The organism is Photobacterium sanctipauli (assembly GCF_003026495.1).
Classification (GTDB): Bacteria; Pseudomonadota; Gammaproteobacteria; order Enterobacterales; family Vibrionaceae; genus Photobacterium; species Photobacterium sanctipauli.
Window position 1 is genome coordinate 184,035 of sequence record NZ_PYMA01000008.1, and the last position, 21,691, is coordinate 205,725.

At 51.4% G+C, this 21,691-nt stretch carries 13 protein-coding genes, 1 tRNA gene and 2 rRNA genes; 13 read left to right on the top strand and 3 right to left on the bottom strand.

Annotated features, from left to right (window positions below):
* The first annotated feature begins 96 nt into the window (after window positions 1–96).
* The 13 genes from C9I98_RS14375 to C9I98_RS14435 all read left to right on the top strand — a co-directional run bounded on the left by C9I98_RS14375 (window position 97) and on the right by C9I98_RS14435 (window position 20,927).
* Window positions 97–1,182 carry an AI-2E family transporter gene (locus C9I98_RS14375; protein ID WP_036825915.1) on the top strand — a complete coding sequence of 362 codons (1,086 nt, stop codon included), beginning with the start codon at window positions 97–99 and terminating at the stop codon, window positions 1,180–1,182.
* A gap of 110 nt (window positions 1,183–1,292) precedes the next feature.
* Window positions 1,293–2,312 carry a 16S rRNA (guanine(1207)-N(2))-methyltransferase RsmC gene (gene rsmC, locus C9I98_RS14380; RefSeq protein WP_107272131.1) on the top strand — a complete coding sequence of 340 codons (1,020 nt, stop codon included), beginning with the start codon at window positions 1,293–1,295 and terminating at the stop codon, window positions 2,310–2,312.
* A 290-nt stretch (window positions 2,313–2,602) separates the two neighbouring features.
* The gene (locus tag C9I98_RS14385) at window positions 2,603–5,989 is read left to right on the top strand and encodes a hybrid sensor histidine kinase/response regulator (protein WP_211318327.1); all 3,387 of its coding nucleotides are present in this window, start codon (window positions 2,603–2,605) and stop codon (window positions 5,987–5,989) included.
* Between the two features lie 614 nt (window positions 5,990–6,603).
* Window positions 6,604–8,283, top strand: coding sequence for an ABC transporter substrate-binding protein (locus C9I98_RS14390; RefSeq protein ID WP_036831782.1), 1,680 nt, complete (start codon window positions 6,604–6,606; stop codon window positions 8,281–8,283).
* A 138-nt stretch (window positions 8,284–8,421) separates the two neighbouring features.
* On the top strand, window positions 8,422–9,408 hold the full coding sequence (locus C9I98_RS14395) for an ABC transporter permease (RefSeq protein WP_036831784.1): 987 nt from the start codon (window positions 8,422–8,424) through the stop codon (window positions 9,406–9,408).
* A gap of 2 nt (window positions 9,409–9,410) precedes the next feature.
* The gene (locus C9I98_RS14400) at window positions 9,411–10,442 is read left to right on the top strand and encodes an ABC transporter permease (RefSeq protein ID WP_036831787.1); all 1,032 of its coding nucleotides are present in this window, start codon (window positions 9,411–9,413) and stop codon (window positions 10,440–10,442) included.
* Window positions 10,442–11,413 carry an ABC transporter ATP-binding protein gene (locus C9I98_RS14405; RefSeq protein ID WP_036831789.1) on the top strand — a complete coding sequence of 324 codons (972 nt, stop codon included), beginning with the start codon at window positions 10,442–10,444 and terminating at the stop codon, window positions 11,411–11,413. The genes C9I98_RS14400 and C9I98_RS14405 overlap by 1 nt, the downstream gene beginning before the upstream one ends.
* A 24-nt stretch (window positions 11,414–11,437) precedes the next feature.
* Window positions 11,438–12,433 carry an ABC transporter ATP-binding protein gene (locus C9I98_RS14410; protein WP_036831792.1) on the top strand — a complete coding sequence of 332 codons (996 nt, stop codon included), beginning with the start codon at window positions 11,438–11,440 and terminating at the stop codon, window positions 12,431–12,433.
* A gap of 11 nt (window positions 12,434–12,444) precedes the next feature.
* Window positions 12,445–14,181, top strand: a complete 1,737-nt coding sequence (locus tag C9I98_RS14415) for a glycoside hydrolase family 9 protein (protein ID WP_036831793.1) — start codon at window positions 12,445–12,447, stop codon at window positions 14,179–14,181.
* Window positions 14,174–15,067 (top strand): glucosamine kinase nucleotide-binding domain-containing protein, encoded by an 894-nt coding sequence (locus C9I98_RS14420; protein ID WP_107272132.1) that lies wholly within the window; start codon window positions 14,174–14,176, stop codon window positions 15,065–15,067. Before C9I98_RS14415 ends, C9I98_RS14420 begins: the two co-directional genes overlap by 8 nt.
* 2 nt (window positions 15,068–15,069) lie before the next feature.
* Entirely contained in the window at window positions 15,070–17,001 is a 1,932-nt protein-coding gene (locus tag C9I98_RS14425) for a beta-N-acetylhexosaminidase (RefSeq protein ID WP_107272133.1), read from the top strand.
* A gap of 39 nt (window positions 17,002–17,040) precedes the next feature.
* The gene (locus C9I98_RS14430) at window positions 17,041–19,449 is read left to right on the top strand and encodes a glycoside hydrolase family 94 protein (protein WP_107272134.1); all 2,409 of its coding nucleotides are present in this window, start codon (window positions 17,041–17,043) and stop codon (window positions 19,447–19,449) included.
* A gap of 65 nt (window positions 19,450–19,514) precedes the next feature.
* On the top strand, window positions 19,515–20,927 hold the full coding sequence (locus C9I98_RS14435; RefSeq protein ID WP_036826374.1) for a phosphoglucomutase/phosphomannomutase family protein: 1,413 nt from the start codon (window positions 19,515–19,517) through the stop codon (window positions 20,925–20,927).
* Between the two features lie 347 nt (window positions 20,928–21,274).
* Here the strand turns inward: C9I98_RS14435 and C9I98_RS14440 are convergent.
* The 3 genes from C9I98_RS14440 to C9I98_RS14450 all read right to left on the bottom strand — a co-directional run.
* Window positions 21,275–21,351: transfer RNA gene (locus tag C9I98_RS14440), tRNA-Asp, on the bottom strand.
* A 42-nt stretch (window positions 21,352–21,393) separates the two neighbouring features.
* Window positions 21,394–21,509, bottom strand: a 5S ribosomal RNA gene (rrf, locus tag C9I98_RS14445).
* Between the two features lie 83 nt (window positions 21,510–21,592).
* Window positions 21,593–21,691: ribosomal RNA gene (locus C9I98_RS14450) — 23S ribosomal RNA — on the bottom strand; the annotation flags it as partial.

The following is a 21,691-nucleotide window of genomic DNA, read 5'->3' on the forward strand; positions in this document are numbered from 1 at the left end:
ATGCAATCATAGCAACAAAAGAAAACAACATCATAGACCCCAATCAAGCCCTCGCAACATAGGCGAGAGATAGGGTTACCTAGAAAGGACATCACTGTGCCTAAACCGTTTAGAGTCGAATCGCGCCATTGGCTGCTTATTGCCGCCCTTGCTATTGCTATCTACGCCAGCTATACCTTGCTCCAGCCGTACCTTGGCTCCATTGTGATGGCGTTCATTATTTCCCTGCTCTACTACCCGCTTCATTGCAAAATTGAGCAGAAGATGCCCAAATCACCCAATGCCGCCTCGGTGATCTCATGTACGATATTGACCTTCATGATAGTGATCCCGCTACTGGTGGTATTTAGCTCGATCATCCACCAAGGCACCACATTCTCCAAGGACAGTTACGTCTGGCTAACCTCCGGCGGGGTGCAAGAGGTCCTCTCCCACCCCTATGTGGTTAAGCTGTTTGCGCTTATCGAAAAGTACTCGCCGTTCGAGCCGCTCGACACCCAGGCTATCGTGCAGAAGGTGGCAACCGCAGCCTCCAAGTTTGGCGCGCAACTGCTCAATGTCAGTGCAAAATTCCTGGGGGATGCCACCAACTTTGTCATCAACTTCATGCTGATGCTATTTGTTTTGTTCTTCTTGCTACGCGACCACGACAAAATGGTCGCCACCTTGCGCCATGTACTGCCGCTATCACGCAGCCAAGAAGATGCGGTACTGAATGAAGTTGAGGAAGTGGCGAAATCTGCCGTACTCGGCTCTTTCCTCACCGCACTGGCCCAAGGCTTTGCCGGTGGTATCGCAATGTGGCTGGCCGGGTTCCCCGGCTTGTTCTGGGGCTCGATGATGGCTTTCGCCTCCTTGATCCCCGTTGTCGGCACCGCGCTTATCTGGATGCCGGCCAGTATTTACCTGCTGTTGATTGGCAAGTGGGAGTGGGCATTGTTCTTGGCAACATGGGGTGCTGTCGTCGTTGGCTCTATCGATAACTTCCTGCGCCCGATGCTCATGCAGGGCAGCGGTGGCATGAGCACCTTGGTGATCTTCTTCTCGATCCTCGGGGGCTTGCACGTCTTCGGGCTAATAGGCTTGATATACGGCCCGATCATCTTCGCTGTCACCATGGTGCTATTCAAATTGTACGAGGTTGAATTCAAGGAATTCCTCGACCAGCAAGATTTACGCTAATCAACCGCTCTACCAGACCAAGCAGGCTCAAAGCTTGGTCTGGCTTTTCTTCTCCATGATTTTGTGGAACAATTCGCGCCCGATATTCACACACCCATTTTGAGGCCGTTATGTCTTACTCTGCTGCAAGCCAAGTCGTCGCCCGCCAGCTTGAATTTTTTGAAAATCAAAAAGTGCTGGTTGCCGGAGAACTGTCTGACTCATTTCCTGCCGAACTGGCCAACACTGCCGAGTCAGTCACAGTATTTACGACGAACTACGGCTATTTCCGCAGCATGGCAAAGCAGCCAAAAGTAAATGCTTGCTTTGGCGCAGCCTTTACTGAGCAAGCCGATATCGACATGATCCTGCTGTACTGGCCGAAAGCCAAAGCGGAAGCCGATTACCTATTGTCGATGCTGCTGGCCAAATACGGCCCGCAAACAGAGGTGTGCATTGTGGGCGAGAACCGCAGCGGGGTACGCAGTGCCGAAAAAATGTTTTCAGCCTACGGCACATTGACCAAATATGATTCGGCCCGCCGCTGCAGCTTTTACTGGGGACGCTGCGAACACGCTGCGCCTGCATTTGATATCAATGATTGGTACCGTAGCTACCCGCTACAAGTGGCTGGCACCGAACTGACTATCCGCTCGCTACCGGGCGTATTTAGCCACGGTGAGTTTGACAAGGGGTCGGAGCTGCTGCTTGAAACCCTGCCATCCCTATCGGGCAAGGTACTCGATTTTGGTTGCGGTGCGGGAGTAGTTGGCGCGGTGATGAAAGCCAACAACCCAAGCATTGACCTTGAGCTTTGCGATATTAGCGCGCTGGCCATCGAGTCGGCCAAAGAAACGTTCAGGGTGAACCAGTTAGAAGCCAACTTTACCGCTACGGATGTCTATGCGGCGCTATCAGGCCCGTACGATTATTTGATCAGTAATCCGCCATTCCATGCCGGCCTAAAAACCTTCTATGCCGCCACGGAAGATTTCATTGCCCAAGCCCCGAACTACCTAACTGGCAATGGCCAGCTTATCATTGTTGCCAACAGCTTCCTGCGTTACCCGCCATTGATAGAAGAAAGTCTGGGTAATTGCGAAATCACGGCAAAGAATAATAAATTCAATATTTATACCGCGAAAAAATAAGCTTGAAAGCCGGTGACTGCACCGGCTTTTTCAACTGACATCCCCTCTCCTTGCGCCGCCATAACCCTTTTATGGTGTAAAAAACGTCAATTTTGTGTGTCGGCACACGCTTCCCCAAACACTTCCTTGCCTACAAAAAAAAACCACGTATAACGGAGAATTGAGCAGCTTCTACCCTCTTCCCTACACGTCAATTTCGTTAAATCCACGGGTAAGGCACGAAAAAATAATTATTTACTGTTTTATCAGTTAATTACACCCGTTACTCATAGGTAATTTCAGGCACCGGAATGCAGAATACTACCCGTTTTAAACGCCTCCAGCACACACTGATGGTGGCCTTTTTAGTGCTCAGTATCACCCCGCTGACACTGTCCGCTTTCTTCTTTTTACACTCTCATACTACTGATCTAGCGGAACAAAGTACCAACCACCTTGCCTCGTTGCTGGATAACAAGCAAAAGCAACTCAATAGCTTTTTTGCCGCCAGAGAATCCGAGGTGCAAAGCTTTGCTCGTTCGGAGCTTGCCAATGCCAGTGGCGGACGCTTCTATGGCTTGGTGGGTGCTTACCACCAGCTCGGGGACATCAATGCCCAAATCAGCAATTCAAGCCGCAGTACCTACTACACCCAGACCCTAACCAGCAAGCCAGCCATCGATCAGAACTCCGGTAACTACGTTGGCCATGAGCGCTACCGCCTAATGTACAAGCGCTACAACTGGGCCTACGACGAATACCTCAAGCGCTCTAGTTTTGATGACATCCTGCTGGTCGATTTAAAGGGCAATGTGGTTTATTCCGCCAAGAGTCCGGATAGTTTTAGCGTCGATTTAAAAGAAGCGCCAGAAGCCTATGCCGCCCTTGCCCAGACCTTTGAATCAATCCAAACCAAAACCAAGCAATCTATGGCCGAGCCGGAGCAAGTGCCGGTGGTCTTTACCGACTTTGGTCCAGAGCAAGGCTATGACCAGTTATCGGCTTGGTTTGCCGCGCCGATCATCCAACAGGGCTACCTCCATAGTTATGTCTTTTTCAAGCTAAGCAACCAATCGATACGCGAGTTTCTTTCCGATACCAGCAATAGCAGCCATTACGTGCAAACCCTCCTGGTTGGCCAAGATCATCATTCCCGCCTACCAACCAGTGCCGATGCGCCCGAAACATTAACCAGTGACAGTATCAACCGCGCGTTGGAAGGTAACAGTGGCGTTGGTAGTTTTGCCAACTTTAACGGTATTCCTGTGCTCAGCGCCTTCGCACCAATGAATATCATGGGCACCCCTTGGGCGCTGGTCGTGGAACTGCCTGAGGAAGAAGCCTTTGCCCGCATTCGCCAGTTAGAGAAAATCTTCTTGATAGCCATGATCACCGCCATTGTATTGGTGATCATCGCTTCCCATTGGCTTTCGAACTCTATTACCGCTCCGCTACTTCGCCTTACCTGGGCTGCGGAACGCGCCTCAGCCGGTGACTTGGAGCAGAAGATCGAAAGTACTGAGCGCAGTGATGAAATAGGCCGGTTAGCCGTCAGCTTTGCCCGGATGCAATCTTCTATCCGCGACAAAATGAGCTTGATCCGCGATCAAAATGCCGAGCTGGAGCAAAACCTGCAGGTGATCCAACAGCAAAACAAAGATTTGCAAACCGCCGATAAACTAAAGGATGAGTTTCTTGCCACCACCTCGCATGAGCTTCGCACCCCGCTACATGGCATGGTGGGTATTGCCGAGTCGCTGCTAGCCGGTGCCAACGGCCCGATCCAACAATCCCAGCGTCGCCAGTTGGAAATCATGATCAGCAGTGGCCAGCGCCTCACCAACCTGGTCGATGATCTGCTCGATTACCACAAGATGCGCTATGGCAATATGGATATCCAGAAGCAGGCTGTCGACGTTGCTTCCGCGGCGCGCTTGGTTCTGGAGCTCTCAAGCCACTTGCTTGGCAGCAAACCGGTTCGGATCATCAACCAGATCCCAACCGATTTGCCACTGGTACTCGGTGATGAGCAACGCTTGGAGCAGGTGCTCTATAACCTGGTCGGAAATGCGATTAAATACACCTCCGAAGGCAAGATCATCCTTTCTGCCACGATTCTGGAGAGCCAATTGCGCATCCAGGTGGTCGATACCGGCCAAGGGATCCCGACCGAGCAACTTGAGCACATCTTTGAGCCGCTCACACAAGCCAATACCGGCACCTCTCACTACCGCCAGGGGGCTGGACTCGGGCTTTCTATTAGCCGCCAACTCATCGAGCTGATGGGGGGGCGCCTATACGTAAGCAGCCAGCCAATGATAGGCACGACGTTCAGCTTCACCATGAACCTCGCTTCCGATAGCGATATTGCCGATAGCCAGCACCTAAACCGCAATATGCACTTCCAGGTGCCGCTATCGGAAACCGCGGTTTGCGAGCCGGAGGATATCCCGGAAAACCCGGATGGCGAACTGCTATTGGTGGTCGACGACGAGCCGGTCAACCTGCAAGTGCTCAATAACTTCTTGCGCTTGGAAGGCTACAGGGTCATTACCGCCGAAAGCGGTATTCAGGCCCTGAAGATCATCGAACAACAACCACCGGCATTGATGTTGCTTGATATCATGATGCCGGAAATGTCGGGTTATGAGGTGTGTGAAAAGCTGCGCCAAGATTATAGCTTGCTCGATCTGCCAATCATCATGCTATCGGCGTTGGGCCAGGTCCAAGATCGGGTACGGGGCTTTGAAGCCGGTGCCAATGACTACCTCACCAAGCCATTCAATAAAGAAGAGCTAAACGCCAGAATTAGCGCCCACCTTCGTGCCAGCCAAACCGAGAAGCAGCGCAATGAAAACCAGCGCCTGGCACTTGAGATCAGCCGCCGCGAACAAGTTGAGGCCGGATTGCTGGAAACCCAAAGCCGCCTGCTAGGCTTACTTGAGTCGACCAACGAGGCCATTTTGTGCGTCCAGAGCGGCGGGCGTATCCGTTATGCCAATGGCGCTGCAGGTAAACTATTCAACCGTGCCCCAGAGCATATCGAGCGCCACAATATCGAAGACTTGCTCGCGACACACTTGCCGGAAGATATTAGCAACAGCCATCATTTCCATGGCAGCCTAACCTTCCGCATCGGCGATCAGTTAACCCCGCTCGATGCAGACATCATCAACCTACCCGAGGAATCCGGGCTGTTGAGAATGTTCATTTTCGATAACCACGGCCCTACCGATGAGCACCGTATCCACATCTTGGAAAATGCCGTCGATGTCTTGTCAGGGTTTGCCTTCGATGGCGATAAGGGCAACCTCGACAAGCTAAGAACGCTTGGCGACGAGTTCAACCACCTTGCTGATAAGCTCGATGACAAGGGCAGGAACAAGCACGATGCACTGCGAGAGATGCTGGTTGACATCATGAAAACCACCCTCAAGTTCTGGGAGCTTTCATCGCAAAAAACCAAGTTTGACCTGGCGGAAGAAAGTGGGCTATGGCGAGTTTACCTCGACCGAAGCACCCTGCAAACGCGTACCTTGGATAAGTATCTACACCTTGAAACGCTCCCCAAAACACCACGCTGGCGTACGGTACTGAGCACCATCGACTTTGTCCTAGACCGTTGCCAAACCCCGATATCTGAGCGTGAGCAACTCAGGCAAATGCGCGAGCAGCTCCAACACCTCATCAACCAATAAAAGCGCAAAAACAGCAAAGCCCACCGATTTGGTGGGCTTTTTTTCGCCTCAAATTATCATCCCAAAACGCGCTATAAAGCCGAAAAAACCACGTGCATTGGCTGTATAAAATAACAACACAACTGGCTTTAAACGCCCTTAACCACGCCTTCAACGGAAAATTATTCAGTTTATGAGACGATTATCACAACAAATCCGCCACTAAAAATTTCCGCAGGGAAATAACTTAACGGCTGCGCCGCATTACATCACACTCTAAAACCAGCACCATCAAAGCCAATATAAAACAACAAACCAATTGATAGTGAGCACTAACATAGACAATGTAACAACAACTTAAAACAGTGACGCTACTCACAAGGACAAGGGAGTAGAGAGGTAGATCACAGTCATTAATTAACGGTTTTTACGTGGAAAAAACGCTTTTTAACGTTTTTAACGGACTGTCAGATTGACCGAATTGTTAATCCGGAGTTTCCTTAAGTCATTGAGAGCCTACAAGGCCATTCGTTAGGGTCGCTTTACTCAACCTAAACGAAGTAGGTTCCAAACTCCCTCGCACTAGCGAGAACTTTTTTAATAAGTGAAACAAAAGCAAAGAGTAAGGAACAGCTATGCTTGCCAATATAAAGAAAACCCAGTTAGCAATGGCAGTTGTTGCCGCAGCAGCTTCAGCACTAACCGCGCCTGTTGTTTCAGCAGCAGAACGCAGTGAGCTAACTATTGTGCCTCAGTTCTACCCTACAATGGTGCGCAACTTTAACCCATTCCTAGATACAAGCTTGCACACAACTACCGAGTTCATTTACGAGCCTTTGGTTATCTTTAACCAAATGAAAGGTAACGAGCCGGTAATGCGTCTGGCCAAAGACTACTACATGTCTGACGACCTAATGCAGGTGACGTTTGAAATGCGTGACGGCGTGAAATGGTCTGATGGCAAAGCGCTAACAGCCGCTGACGTTGCATACACCATCGAATTGCTTCAGAGCAAACCTGAGCTTGACCGTACTGGTGTAAACAAGTGGGTTAAGTCTGTTAAGGCAGACGGCAACAAGGTTATCTTTGACCTGAATGAAGCAACGTCTAATGCTCCATTCGAAATCACTAAAGTGCCAATCGTACCTAAGCACGTATGGAGTAAAGTAAAATCACCTGAGTCGTTCGCGAACGAAAACCCAGTTGGTTCAGGTCCGTTCACGGATATCGACACCTTTACCCCTCAGCTTTACATCCAGTGTCAGAACCCTAACTACTGGGATAAAGACAACCTAGATGTTGACTGTCTTCGCCTACCACAGATCGCAGGTAACGATCAGCTACTGGCTAAAGTTATCAACTCTGAGCTAGACTGGACATCTTCGTTCATTCCAGACATCGACAGTACTTATGCTGCGGCTAACCCGAACCACAAGTACTGGTACCCTGAAGCAGGTACACAGTCTTTCCTTCTGAACTACAAGTCGCCAAAAGCGGGCAACAAAGAAGCCATCAACAACGTTGACTTCCGCCGTGCATTCTCAATGGCACTTGATCGTCAAACTATCATTGACATCGCTTTCTACGGCAACGGTACACCAAACAACTACGCATCTGGCCTAGGCGGTGCATTTAAAGCTTGGTCTGACGACGCTGTCTACAACAAGTACAAAGGCTTCAATACGTACAATGTTGAAGGCGCGAAGGCTCAGTTGAAGAAAGCCGGCTTTAAAGACACCGATGGTGACGGTTTCGTTGAAACACCAACAGGTAAAGAAATTTCATTTGAAATTATCTCACCAAACGGTTGGACTGACTTCAACAACACTGTTCAGCTAGCAGTAGAGCAGCTTCAAGAGGCGGGTATCAACGCTAAAGCACGTACACCTGATTTTGCTATCTACAACAAGGCAATGCAGGACGCGACATATGACGTTGCATACACCAACTTCTTCCACGGTGCAGATCCACACACTTACTGGAACGACGGCTTTAACTCAGCGCTTCAGGAAGGTGAAGGTAAGCCTCGCTTTGCAATGCACCACTACAAGAATGCTGAGCTAGATAAGCTACTAAACAGCTTCTACAAGACGGCTGATCGTGAAGAGCAGCTAGAAATTGCACAGAGCATCCAGAAAGTGATTGCTGAAAACCAAATCACTGTTCCTGTCATGTCTGGCGCATTCAACTTCCAGTACAACACCACTCGCTTCGACGGTTGGTGGAACGAAAACAATCCTAAGGGCCGTCCAATGGTTTGGGCTGGTGTTCAGGAGCGTCTACTTCAAGTACTTGACCTAAAACCAAAAGCTTAATTTCTACTTAACTTGCGGTGCGCGCCTTGCGCACCGCGTATTCCCCCCTCCTTCTGTAGTGTATGGCGCCAGTCGTCAGGGGGTTTTTCGTCCGGAATCCAGCTTCGGGAGTGTTGCTGGTATGGAAAGGTGTGAGTTATGGGATTTTTTCTACGACGTTTATCGTTTTATTTCATAGCGTTCCTCGTGGCCGCTACGATCAACTTTATAATACCGCGAGCAATGCCTGGTGACCCAGTTACCATGATGTTTGCTAACGCAACAATTCAGGTAACCCCAGAGCGTATTGCTGCAATGACAAAGCTGCTTGGCTTTGTAGATGGCCCGCTATACGAGCAATACTTTACCTACCTAAAGAGTATCTTTAGCTGGAACCTGGGTATCTCAATCCAGACTTACCCGCAAACAGTTAACGCCATGTTGGGCAACGCGGTAGGCTGGTCACTATTTCTGGCTGGTACAGCGGTTATCCTATCGTTCTGTATCGGTTCTATCCTTGGTATTTTCGCAGCTTGGAAACGCGGCAGTAAATACGATGCCTTTATTTCCCCAGCCATGCTGGTGGTACAGGCCGTACCTGCTGTGGTTACCGCGATGATTGCGCTATATACCTTTGCTATCAGCCTCAAGTGGTTCCCGAGTGGTTATGCCTATACGGCAGGGCAAGTTGCCGACTGGACCAGCTGGGCGTTCTACAAGGATGTCGCCTACCACGCTGTACTGCCTCTTATCTGTGCAACCATTATCCAGATTGGTGGCTTCCTTATCAGCATGCGTAACAACATGATCAACCTGCTGAACGAAGACTACATCACCATGGCGAAAGGTAAGGGCTTGAGCGAAAACCGAGTTGTCTTCAACTATGCAGCCCGCAACGCCATGCTACCAAGTGTCACCGCACTTTCGATGGCGTTGGGTATGGCAATCGGTGGTCAGCTTATCATCGAAATCATCTTCAACTACCCGGGCCTAGGTACCGTACTACTGAACGCAATCAACGCTCGTGACTATCAGGTACTGCAAGGTCAGCTGCTAATCATGACCCTATTCATGCTGTTCTTTAACTTCCTAGCCGACCTACTAATCGTTGCTCTGGACCCTCGCCTACGCAAGGGAGGAAAATAATCATGAAAGCCTTATTTAAACTATTGTCGAATAATGGCAAAGCGATGCTGGGCCTCGCCATTATCACCATCTTTATCCTGGGCGCCGTGTTTGCTCCACTGATCACCAAGCACGCACCGGACCGCAAAACAGGCAACCCTCATGAGTACCCTGCGTTTGTCGTAAAAGCGGCACAAAGCAACCCGGACGGTTGGGTAGCAGAAAACTTAGCGGATAACCGCCGTACCCTGCTAATGTCGAAAAAAGCTGACCATGTCATGGGTACCTCCCGTATGGGTCGCGACATCTGGTCACAGGTTGTATACGGCACGCGTACCTCGCTGGCTGTTGGCTTCGGGGCCGGCATCGTAGTGTGCTTCTTGGCTACCATCATCGGTGTATCAGCCGGTTACTTCGGCGGCCGCGTTGATGATGTGCTAACGGCAGCAATGAACATCATGCTGGTTATCCCCCAGTTCCCGTTGCTATTTGTCATCGCCGCCTTTATCGGTCAGGCAGGCCCGCTCACCATTGCCATCGTAATAGGGATGACCTCCTGGGCATGGGGTGCCCGTGTCGTCCGGGCCCAAACCCTATCCCTGCGTGAAAAAGAGTTTGTCAAAGCCGCTGAGGTACTGGGCGAGTCTTCATGGCGCATTATCTTCGTCGAGATTCTACCTAACTTGGTTTCTATTGTCGGTGCAAGCTTCATCGGCTCGGTAATGCTAGCAATCATGACCGAGGCAACCCTGTCATTCCTAGGCTTGGGCGATCCTAACACCATCAGTTGGGGCGTGATGCTAAACAACGTTCGTACCTCTTCGTCAATGTTGGTTGGCGCTTGGTGGGAGCTATTCGCACCGTGTCTTGCACTGATCTTTATCGCTATCGGCCTTGCGCTACTTAACTTTGCCGTTGATGAAATTGCCAACCCGCAGCTCCGCTCGCATAAGGGCATGCGCCGCTGGCAGAACATGGCTAAGAAAAACCAAGAACAAGAAAAAGAAAAAGCGGCTGTTGAAGCTCAGCCTGCCCTTGAAGGGGGAGAGAAATAATGACCAATCCACAAATTTCCATTCGCAACCTATGCGTTGACTACATTACCGATGCGGGCGATGTCCGCGCGGTAAACAATGTCAGCTTCGATATCGGTAAAGGTGAGATTTTTGGTCTTGCGGGCGAATCTGGCTGCGGTAAATCCACGGTTGCCTTCTCACTGATGCGCCTTCACAAGCCGCCAGCATTCATCACCGGCGGTGAGGTGATCTTCGATGGCCATGGCGACATCCTGAAATACAGCGACGCGCAAATGACCGCGTTCCGCTGGAGCGAAATCTCGATGGTATTCCAGAGTGCGATGAACGCCTTGAACCCTGTGCTTACCATGGAAGAGCAGTTCTGCGATGTGATCATGCGCCACACCAACCTGAGCCGCGAGCAAGCTGTTCGCCGAGCAGAAGGCCTGTTGGAGATTGTCGATATTCACCCTAACCGCCTGCGCGACTACCCACACCAGTTCTCTGGTGGTATGCGCCAGCGTTTGGTGATTGCTATCGCGCTCGCACTAAACCCGAAAATGATCATTATGGACGAGCCAACCACCGCGCTTGATGTTGTGGTTCAACGCGAGATCCTGCAGAAGATCTATGCCCTTAAAGAAGAGTTTGGCTTCTCAATCTTGTTCATTACCCACGACTTGTCATTGATGGTCGAATTCTCGGATCGCATCGGCATCATGTACTCGGGGGAGCTGGTTGAAGTCGCCCCGTCTAAGCAAATCCTAGAAACCCCATACCACCCTTATACCGAGGGGCTGGGGAGCTCATTCCCACCGTTGACTGGTCCTAAGACCCGTCTAACAGGGATCCCAGGCAACCCGTTGAACTTACTTGAAGTGCCTACAGGCTGCCGTTTCCAGGCTCGCTGTAGCAAGGCGCATGACGCGTGCTTTACCCAAGCCACGCAACTACGCCAGCTAGAACCAGGCCGTTTAAGCAACTGCCACCTATTCAACAAGAGCAGTTAATAAAGAGAAGAATTAGGAGGCATTATGAGCAAGCCACTAGGACAACCAATTATCGAAGGAAAGAATCTGGTCAAAGACTTTCCTGTCAGCAGTAACTCGCTGAAAAAATCCATGATGCGCGCCATTAACGACGTGTCATTCAAAATGTACAAGAGCCGTGGCCTCTCCGTTGTGGGCGAGTCTGGCTCGGGTAAGTCGACCACAGCCAAAATGATCGCCAAGATGTATGCGCCAACCAGTGGCCACATCGAATACTTTGGCCGCGATATTGCCACTATCGAGAAAAAGCATGACCTGATGACCTACCGTCAGGGTGTGCAGATGGTATGGCAGGACCCGTTTGGCTCGTTGAACCCAACACACACCATCTTCCACCATATTGCCCGCCCGCTGTTGATCCACAACAAGGTCAGCAAAGGCAACAAGAAAGAGCTGGAGGAAATGGTGTACAGCCTGCTGGATCAGGTCGGCCTGATCCCGCCAAAGGAAACAGCTGCGAAATACCCCCACCAGCTTTCTGGCGGCCAGCGCCAGCGCGTCAACTTGGCCCGTAACATCGCTGTTGGTGCAGAGGTTGTGCTTGCCGACGAGCCAACGTCGATGCTGGACGTATCAATCCGCGCGGGTGTCCTTAACCTGATGGAAGAGATGAAGTTTGAGCGTGAAATGGCACTGCTTTACATCACTCACGATATCGCAACCGCTCGCTACATCGCAGAAGACCTTGCCGTTATGTACGTCGGCCACATGGTTGAGTGGGGCGATACCGAAGAGATCATCCACGATCCGCAGCACCCATACACCCAGCTGCTGGTTTCAGCGGTACCGGATCCAAGCAAGTCTATTCACGAAAAGCTCAAAGGCAACAAAGGCGAGATCCCGCTATGGACCCCTGAAAGCCTAGGCTGTCCGTTTGCTGGCCGCTGTACGCATGCCACCGACAAGTGTCGCGAACAGTTGCCAGGGATTACCCAGCTTTCCGACAACCACTTTGTCCGTTGCTACCTGTACGAAAACTAATTGGAGGATCAATGCAGCTGTTAACGAACCATTTGGGCTACGAACGCAACGGTGCTAAGCAAGTTATCTTGCAAGCGCCGGCACAACAACAGCAACTTGAAGCTGACGTTGTCTGCTGCCGTTCTGGCGAGCCCGTGTTACAGCTGCCTCTCAAGGCCTGTGGTCCGGTAGACCAGTGGCATACTGGTTACACCTACGCCGGGGACTTCACCGCATTAACCACCTGCGGTGAGTACTTTGTACGTGTAGGTGAAACCCAGTCGAAGCCATTTATGATTGCCGAGGGGCTGTTAATGCATCGCACGTTCAGCGATGTTATCCATTACTTCAAATCGCAACGTTGTGGCGGCATCTTCGAGCAAGCCGACCAACAAGTGCCTCTACTGGGAACTGACATTACGGTTGATGCCCGGGGCGGTTGGTACGACGCATCCGGTGACGTCAGCAAGTATTTTAGCCACTTATCATACAGTAACTACCTTAACCCGCAGCAGACACCGATGATCGTGTGGAATATGCTACATGCCTTCGAAACCCTTGAACCTGAAGCGGGCTTTGCCAAGTTCACTCAGGTTAGGTTAATCGAAGAAGCACTGCACGGGGCTGACTTTCTGCTACGGATGAAATCAACCGACGGTTATTTTTATACCACGGTTTTTGATAAATGGAGTAAAACCACCGAGCAACGTGAGATTTGCAGCTACGGCACCCAAGATGGCATCAAGTCAACCGACTACCAAGCCGCCTTTCGCCAAGGGGCCGGTGTAGCCATTGCCGCATTGGCCAGTGCATCCCGGTTGCTTACTGACACTTCGGTCAAAGCACTTGGCTTTGAAAATGCCTCGAAAGCCAAAGCCTACTTGGCTGCCGCAGCAGATGGCTATTGGCACCTTGCTGAAATGAACAAGCAGTACCTTAATGACGGCTGTGAAAACATTATTGATGAATACTGCGCCTTGTTGGCCGCTGTCGAGCTCTATCGCGCCACGTCAGATAACGTCTATCTTGACCAATCAAGACACTGGGCAATCCGCTTGTCGGCACGCCAAGTAAGCGACGAAACCCGCCAGCATTACTGGTCTGCCAACCAGGACGGCAGTCGCCCTTACTACCACGGTGCCGAAGCAGGGCTGCCAGCCATTAGCTTGATGTGTTACCTCAAGGTCGAAACCGACACCGCTAACCAGCAACGCATTGGCGATATCGTCCATCGCGCCTTGGGCTTTGAGCTCGCTATCACCCACGAGGTAAATAACCCATTTGGTTACCCTCGGCAGTACGTCAAGCCAGTCAACGGCAATAAGCACAGCGCCTTCTTTATTCCCCACGACAACGAAACGGGCTACTGGTGGCAGGGCGAGAATGCCCGCCTCGCTTCACTCGCGGCCATGGCCTATATGGCTCAGCAGTGCCCGGCGGCCGGTGACCTTAAGCCTGAGTTAAAGGCTTACGCCCAGCGAGCCACTGACTGGCTGGTTGGCCTAAACCCCTTTGATATGTCAATGCTTGACGGCCACGGTTTCAATAACCCCGATTACCTTCCGGAGCTTGGCTTCCAAAATGCCAAGGGCGGCGTATGTAACGGCATCACCGCTGGCTTTGACAACGAACACGACATCGCCTTCAACCCAGAGCCGCAAGCACAAGACATGCTGCAAAACTGGCGTTGGGGCGAGCAATGGATCCCCCACGCGGGCTGGTACTTACTTGCTGTTGCCTTGCAGTATAAGGAGCGCAAACATGGCTAACTCCGTTTTATATTATGTTGGTGTTGATGGTGGCGGTACTTCATGCCGCGCGCGCATTACCAACCTTGCTGGTGACGTACTTGGCGAGGCCAAAACAGGCAGCGCCAATATCTTGCTAGGTGCAACGGTGGCAATGCAGTCTATCCAAGATGCCATTGCAACCGCCGCAGAATTAGCAGGCCTTGGCGGGCAAGATTTTGCCCACATGGCCGTTGGCCTCGCCCTTGCAGGCGCAGAGCAACAAGATGCTTGGCATGATTTTATGGCCCAACCCCACCCATATGCCTCTATCACCCTCAATACTGACGCCTATGGTGCCTGCCTTGGCGCATGGGGCGGTAATGATGGGGCCATTCTTATCGCTGGGACTGGCTCATGTGGGATCTTCCTCGATAGCGGCAAACAACATGTTGTCGGTGGGCGCGAGTTCCCTATTTCAGACCAAGGTGGCGGGGCAATAATGGGCCTTAGACTCATCCAGCAAGTATTACTTGCTGCCGACGGCATCGTCAAAATGACCCCGCTAGCAGAGCATGTGCTCGAGCACTTCAACCAGGATATTGATGCCATTGTTCGCTGGTCGAAAACAGCGCGCCCGTGCGACTACGGCCAGTTTTCACCAGCGATCTTTGCGCATGCCAACCATGGCGACGCCCTCTCTATCGAGCTGCTAAACCAAACGGCAACCGATGTTGAAATGTGGATGCAGGCGCTGATCAACCTTGGCGCCAAAGAAATTTGCCTGATGGGCAGCATTGCCGAGCGCATCATCCCTTGGCTGATCCCGCCAATGCAAAAACGCGTCGCCACCCCCCAAGGAGATGCCATGGACGGAGCGCTTGCCATGGCTCAGGGCAACCACAACCTTTACCCGCAGCGAGGCTAACCATGAGCTACCGCCTAGATCTTGCCGTCATTGAACAACAAGCTCAGCAGTCACGCTTTTCACTGACGTTGCACAACCTGACCGACCAAGCTTTAGACAATTGGTCGCTACATTTTACGATTGGCCGTTGGATCCAGCCCGATTCCTTGGCTCACGGTAAACTGGAGCAACTTGGCAGCTATTGCATTTTACAGCCAGGTAGCAACCAACCACTGGCACCCAACAGCCACTTCTATACTGAATTTGTCTGCGGAACGGCCCCGTTCACCTTATTTGATGACGGGATCCCGGATGCATTTCTTTCGACCGAGGCAACGGGTAGCTACATCACCCCGATCCCCGTCGAGGTCACCACGATCGACCTTCAGCAGCCGCCTCAGGAACGCTTTACCACTCAATTGCCACCGGCAAAAGCGATCAACCTCATTCCGGCACCTGATGCTTTGCAGCAACTTGAAGGTGTATACGCCCTCAACCGCCACTCAGCTATCGCAGAGCCCTGCGACGCTGCTATGGGAAGTTGCCGTTGGTTGCAAACAGAGCTTTCGAGCCTGCTTCATGAAGACATGCCTATCAAGCAAGCGGGGAACATTGCTTATCAGTTCAATGACCAGTTGGCTGAAGGCGAATATAAGCTGATTGTTGAAGCCGAGAATATCTGGCTACAGGCAGGATCGGCCGCAGGTTTCACCCATGCGACGTCAACCCTGCTCCAATTAATCCCAACCAAGCCAAGCCATCAGGTCCAGGCGGCTTACCAGATCCCGATGGTTGAGGTACATGACGCGCCGCATTACCACTACCGTGGCATGATGCTGGACTGTGCACGCCACTTCCACCCAATCGAGCGACTAAAGTTCCTGATCGATCACTTGGCACGCTACAAATTCAACACCTTCCATTGGCACCTTACCGATGACGAGGGGTGGCGCATTGAAATCGATGCCTACCCCGAGCTAACACGCATTGGTGCTTGGCGTGGCCCAAACGAAGCCATCGTCCCCCAGTTCTCGACCATCAGTCAGCGCTACGGTGGTTTTTATAGCAAGCAGGAAATCCGTGATTTCATCAGCTACGCCCAAGATCGCGGCATTATGGTGATCCCGGAAATCGACATGCCGGGCCATTGCCGAGCAGCCATCCGCTCGCTACCGGATTTGCTCGTTGATCCTGAAGATCAGTCGCGCTACCGCAGTATCCAAAACTACCCTGACAACATCTTGTCTCCGGCAATCAAGGGCACCTACACCTTCATCGCCAATGTATTGGATGAAGTATGCGAATTATTTCCAAGCCCCTACATCCATGTCGGTGGCGATGAAGTACCCGAGGGCGTTTGGACTGACAGTCCGGGCTGCCAGGCCTTGATGGAAGAGCATGGCTACCAAGATCCCAAAGAGCTTCAAGGGCATATCCTGCGATTCGCCGAACAGCACTTGCAGGCCAAGGGTCGCCGCATGATGGGCTGGGAAGAAGCGACCCATGGCGACAAGGTAAGCAAGAACTCCATGATCTTTTCGTGGCAGAGCGAAAAGGCCGGTCTGGAATGCGCAAAGGCAGGCTACGACGTCATTATGACCCCGGCTCAATATACCTACCTCGATATGGCACAGGGCTTCTCAGCCGAAGAACCAGGCGTCGATTGGGCCCGGAAACTGCCGCTGGATGATGTGTATACCTACCAGCCTCTAGCTGAGCTCCCGAGTAGCGATCCTGCCCATCAACATGTGAAAGGGATCCAGTGCGCGCTTTGGTGTGAACTCGTCAATAGCCAAAGCCGCTTTGAATACATGCTCTACCCACGCTTGCTGGCCGTTGCCGAAATAAGCTGGACAGCACCGAATAAACGCAACTGGCAAGACTTCAAGGCACGCCTTAACGGCCAGTTAGCTTACTTAGACAAGGCGGGAATTAACTACCGCCACTGCGAATAACGCGCAGGAACACGTACATATTTTAAAGGATAGAACACAATGAAATACGGTTACTTCGACAACGACAACAGAGAGTATGTAATCACTCGTCCCGATGTGCCTGCGCCATGGACCAACTACTTGGGTACAGAAAAATTCTGTACCGTTATTTCACACAATGCGGGCGGCTACTCATTCTACAACTCGCCAGAATACAACCGCGTAACCAAGTTCCGCCCAAACGCGACGTTTGACCGCCCTGGGCACTACGTTTACTTGCGCGATGACGCCACCGGCGACTACTGGTCTATCTCTTGGCAGCCGGTTGCAAAGAGCCTGGAAGAGGCGAGCTACGAAGTGCGCCACGGCCTGTCTTACTCTAAGTTCAAATGTGAATACAGCGATATCACCGCCACCAAGACCCTCTTCGTACCGAAAGGTGAGGATGCGGAAATCTGGGACGTGGTGATCAAGAATACGGGCGATAAGCCACGCACCATCAGTGCCTTCTCTTTCGTTGAGTTCTCATTCAGCCACATCCAGTCGGACAACCAAAACCACCAGATGTCGTTGTACTCTGCCGGTACCGAGTACAAAGACGGCGTGATCGAATACGACCTGTACTACAACACCGATGATTTCGAAGGTTTCTACTACCTGGCTTCAACCTTCTCGCCAGATAGCTACGACGGTCAACGCGATAGCTTCTTGGGTCTATACCGCGACGAAGCAAACCCAATTGCCGTTGAAAAAGGCCAGTGCTCAAACACAGCCCAAACTTGTTACAACCACTGTGGCTCGCTCCACAAGCAGTTCACCATCCAACCTGGTGAAGAAGTTCGCTTTGCATACATCCTTGGTATCGGCAAGGGCAATGGCGAGCGCCTAAGAGCAAAATATCAAAACCTGGAAGAAGTCGACGCTGCTTTCGCAGGCATCAAAGCCCACTGGGATGAGCGTTGCGCCAAATTCCAAGTTAAGTCACCCAATGAAGGCTTGGATACCATGATCAATGCGTGGACGCTATACCAAGCGGAAACGTGTGTGGTGTGGTCTCGCTTTGCTTCCTTCATTGAGGTTGGCGGTCGTACTGGTCTTGGCTACCGCGATACTGCGCAGGACGCGATTTCAGTCCCTCATGCCAATGCTGCAATGACCCGCAAGCGCCTTGTTGACTTGCTACGCGGCCAGGTTAAAGCGGGCTACGGCTTGCACCTGTTCGATCCAGATTGGTTCGACCCGGAGAAAGCAGACGTTGAGCCGTCGAAATCACCAACAGTGGTTCCAACCCCATCAGATGAGGACAAGATCCACGGTATCAAGGACACCTGTTCGGACGACCACCTATGGCTTGTGCCAACCATTTGTAAATACGTAATGGAAACGGGCGAGGAAAGCTTCTTCGAAGAAGTCATCCCGTATGCTGATGGTGGCGATGCAACAGTTTACGATCACATGAAAGCCGCGCTGGACTTCTCAGCCGAATACGTGGGTCAAACGGGTATTTGTAAAGGCCTACGCGCCGACTGGAATGACTGCCTGAACCTGGGTGGCGGTGAGTCGGCAATGGTGTCCTTCCTCCATTTCTGGGCACTGCAAGAATTCATCGAATTGGCAAAATACCTTGATAAAGCCGATGATGTTGCTAAATACACCGAAATGGCAGCTAACGTTCGCGAAGCTTGTGAAACCCACCTATGGGACGATGAGGGCGGTTGGTATATCCGCGGTCTAACCAAAGACGGCGACAAGATCGGTACCGCGCAGCAAACTGAAGGCCGAATTCACCTAGAGTCAAACACACTGGCAGTGCTATCAGGCCTAGCCTCTCAAGATCGTGGCGAGAAAGCGATGGATGCGGTCGATGAGAACCTATTTTCCGAATACGGCCTTCACCTGAATGCACCGTCTTTTGCAACGCCAAATGACGATATCGGCTTTGTTACCCGTGTATACCAGGGCGTTAAAGAAAACGGCGCCATTTTCTCGCACCCGAACCCATGGGCTTGGGTCGCGGAAGCCAAGCTTGGCCGCGGTGATCAAGCAATGAAGTTCTACGATGCGCTTAACCCTTACAACCAAAATGACATCATTGAAAAACGTATTGCAGAACCTTACTCGTACGTTCAGTTCATTATGGGACGAGACCACCAAGACCACGGCCGTGCTAACCACCCATGGTTAACCGGTACGTCTGGCTGGGCTTACTTTGCGGTCACTAACTTCATTCTGGGTGTGCAAACTGGCTTCTCTGGCCTAAGTATCGACCCTTGTATTCCAACCAGCTGGCCAGGCTTTGAAGTTACTCGCCAATGGCGTGGGGCAACCTACCAGATCAAGGTAGAAAACCCTAACAACATCAGCAAGGGCGTGAAATCTATCACCCTTAACGGTGAAGTGGTCGCTGGTGATGTTATCCCACCTCAAGCGGAAGGAACAACCAACCTTGTCACGGTTGTAATGGGCTAATTTTTTCGGGAGCGCCCTTTGCGCTCCCAGTTTTGCTGTAATGAGAGAGAAATAGGAGTTCCACAATGATTCAATTTGGAACCGGTGGCTGGCGCGCCCTTATTGGGGAAGAGTTTACCAAGGACAATGTCCGGATAGTGGCTCAAGCCATTGCCAATATCATGATTAAAGAAGGTGTCACCGACAACGGGTTTGTGATCGGCTATGACCGCCGATTCTTGTCCGACAAAGCGGCAACCTGGTTTGCTGAAGTGTTAACAGGCAACGGCATTGCCGTAAGCTTTATTGATAAATACGTCCCGACCCCGATTGTGATGTTCAAGTCAAAAGAGATCGGCGCAACATATTCGGCATGTATTACCGCCTCGCATAACCCGGCAGATTACAACGGTATCAAAGTCTTCATCGAAGGCGGCCGCGATGCCGACGAAGTCATCACCCAAAAGATTGAAGCACAAGTCAGTGTTCTCAGCGCTGGCGACATCAAATCAGTCGACTTTGAAGATGCTTTAAAAGACAAACTGGTGGTAGCCATCAACCCAATGAATGAGTTTGTTGACTCAATCATCGATTTTATCGACATTGAAGCAATCAAGCGTGCCAACCTCCGCGTATTGATCGACCCGATGTTTGGGGTTGCAAAGAACGCTTTGCAAACCGTACTCATCTCAGGGCGCTGTGATGTTGACGTCATCAATGATGGCCAAAACCCCTCGTTTGGTGGCCTGATGCCATCACCGAGTGCTGCTACCCTGTACCGCCTGAAGCACCTCGTTGCCCATGAAGGCTACGATATTGGTATCGGTACCGATGGCGATGCGGACCGCCTGGGGATCATCGATGAAAAAGGTAACTTCATTCACCCCAATGAAGTCCTCATGTTGCTTTACTACTACCTACTTGAATACAAAGGCTGGAAAGGCTCGGTTGTTCGCAACATTGCCACCACCCACCTACTCGACAAAATTGCCGAAGGGTATGGCGAGAAGTGCTTTGAAGTGCCAGTTGGCTTTAAGCATATCAGCGCCCAAATGGAAGTCGATGATTCGCTGATCGGTGGTGAAAGCTCCGGTGGCCTAACTATCCGTGGCCATATCAAGGGTAAGGATGGCGTATTTGCCTCAAGCCTACTGGTAGAGATGATCAGTGCGACAGGCAAAAAGCTATCTGAGCTATTGGGCGAAATCTACGACAAATATGGCTATGCCTATACCGCAGAAGGTGACTGTACGTTCAAAGCGTCAGATCGCCAGCGCCTATACGACAAGATCTACGAAAACAAAGAACTGCCTGAATTTGAATGGGAAGTTGAAAAGGTCAGCTATGCCGACGGTGCCAAAGTGTACTTTAAAAATGGCGGCTGGGCCCTTGCCCGCTTCTCTGGCACCGAACCACTCCTACGCTTGTTTGCCGAAATGGAAAACCAACAGCAAGCGGAAAAAGTGGTGCAGCAATTTAAGGCATTTTTAGCTATTTAATATTGTTCCCCCTTCAATGCTGGCAGCAACTTCTGCTGTCGGCATTGATACTTACGTTGAGTCCTAAAGTAACACGCGCATAGCTGTTACATTCCGCAAGTCCATCCACGGCTTTCGCGGCAAGGGTAGTCATTTACTACCCTTTTTTTATATCTGTAAAAAGCGAAAATCACCAAACTACAAACGTAAAAAAGCCCCGTCTTTCGACGAGGCTTCTGAATAAGTGGCGGAACGGCCGGGCTGGCGTTCCATCGGACTCACGCACGAGCGGGACTCATTTGCCTGCAAGGCAACATATCTCACAGATGTAAAAAAGCCCAAGTCGTAAGACTTGGGCTTAGTATAAGTGGCGGAGCGGACGGGACTCGAACCCGCGACCCCCGGCGTGACAGGCCGGTATTCTAACCAACTGAACTACCGCTCCACTCAAACCACCGCAGGGTCACTGCGATAATCTAAATTGGAAGCCTGGCGATGTCCTACTCTCACATGGGGAAGCCCCACACTACCATCGGCGCTATTACGTTTCACTGCTGAGTTCGGCATGGGATCAGGTGGGTCCATAATGCTATGGTCGCCAAGCAAATTCGTTACAATCTAAAAAGCTGATGTTCTCAACACGCATCCAAGTGTTCGCGGAGTCCGTAAAACCCCTTGGGTGTTGTATGGTTAAGCCTCACGGGCAATTAGTACAGGTTAGCTCAACGCCTCACAGCGCTTACACACCCTGCCTATCTACGTCGTAGTCTCCAACAACCCTTTAG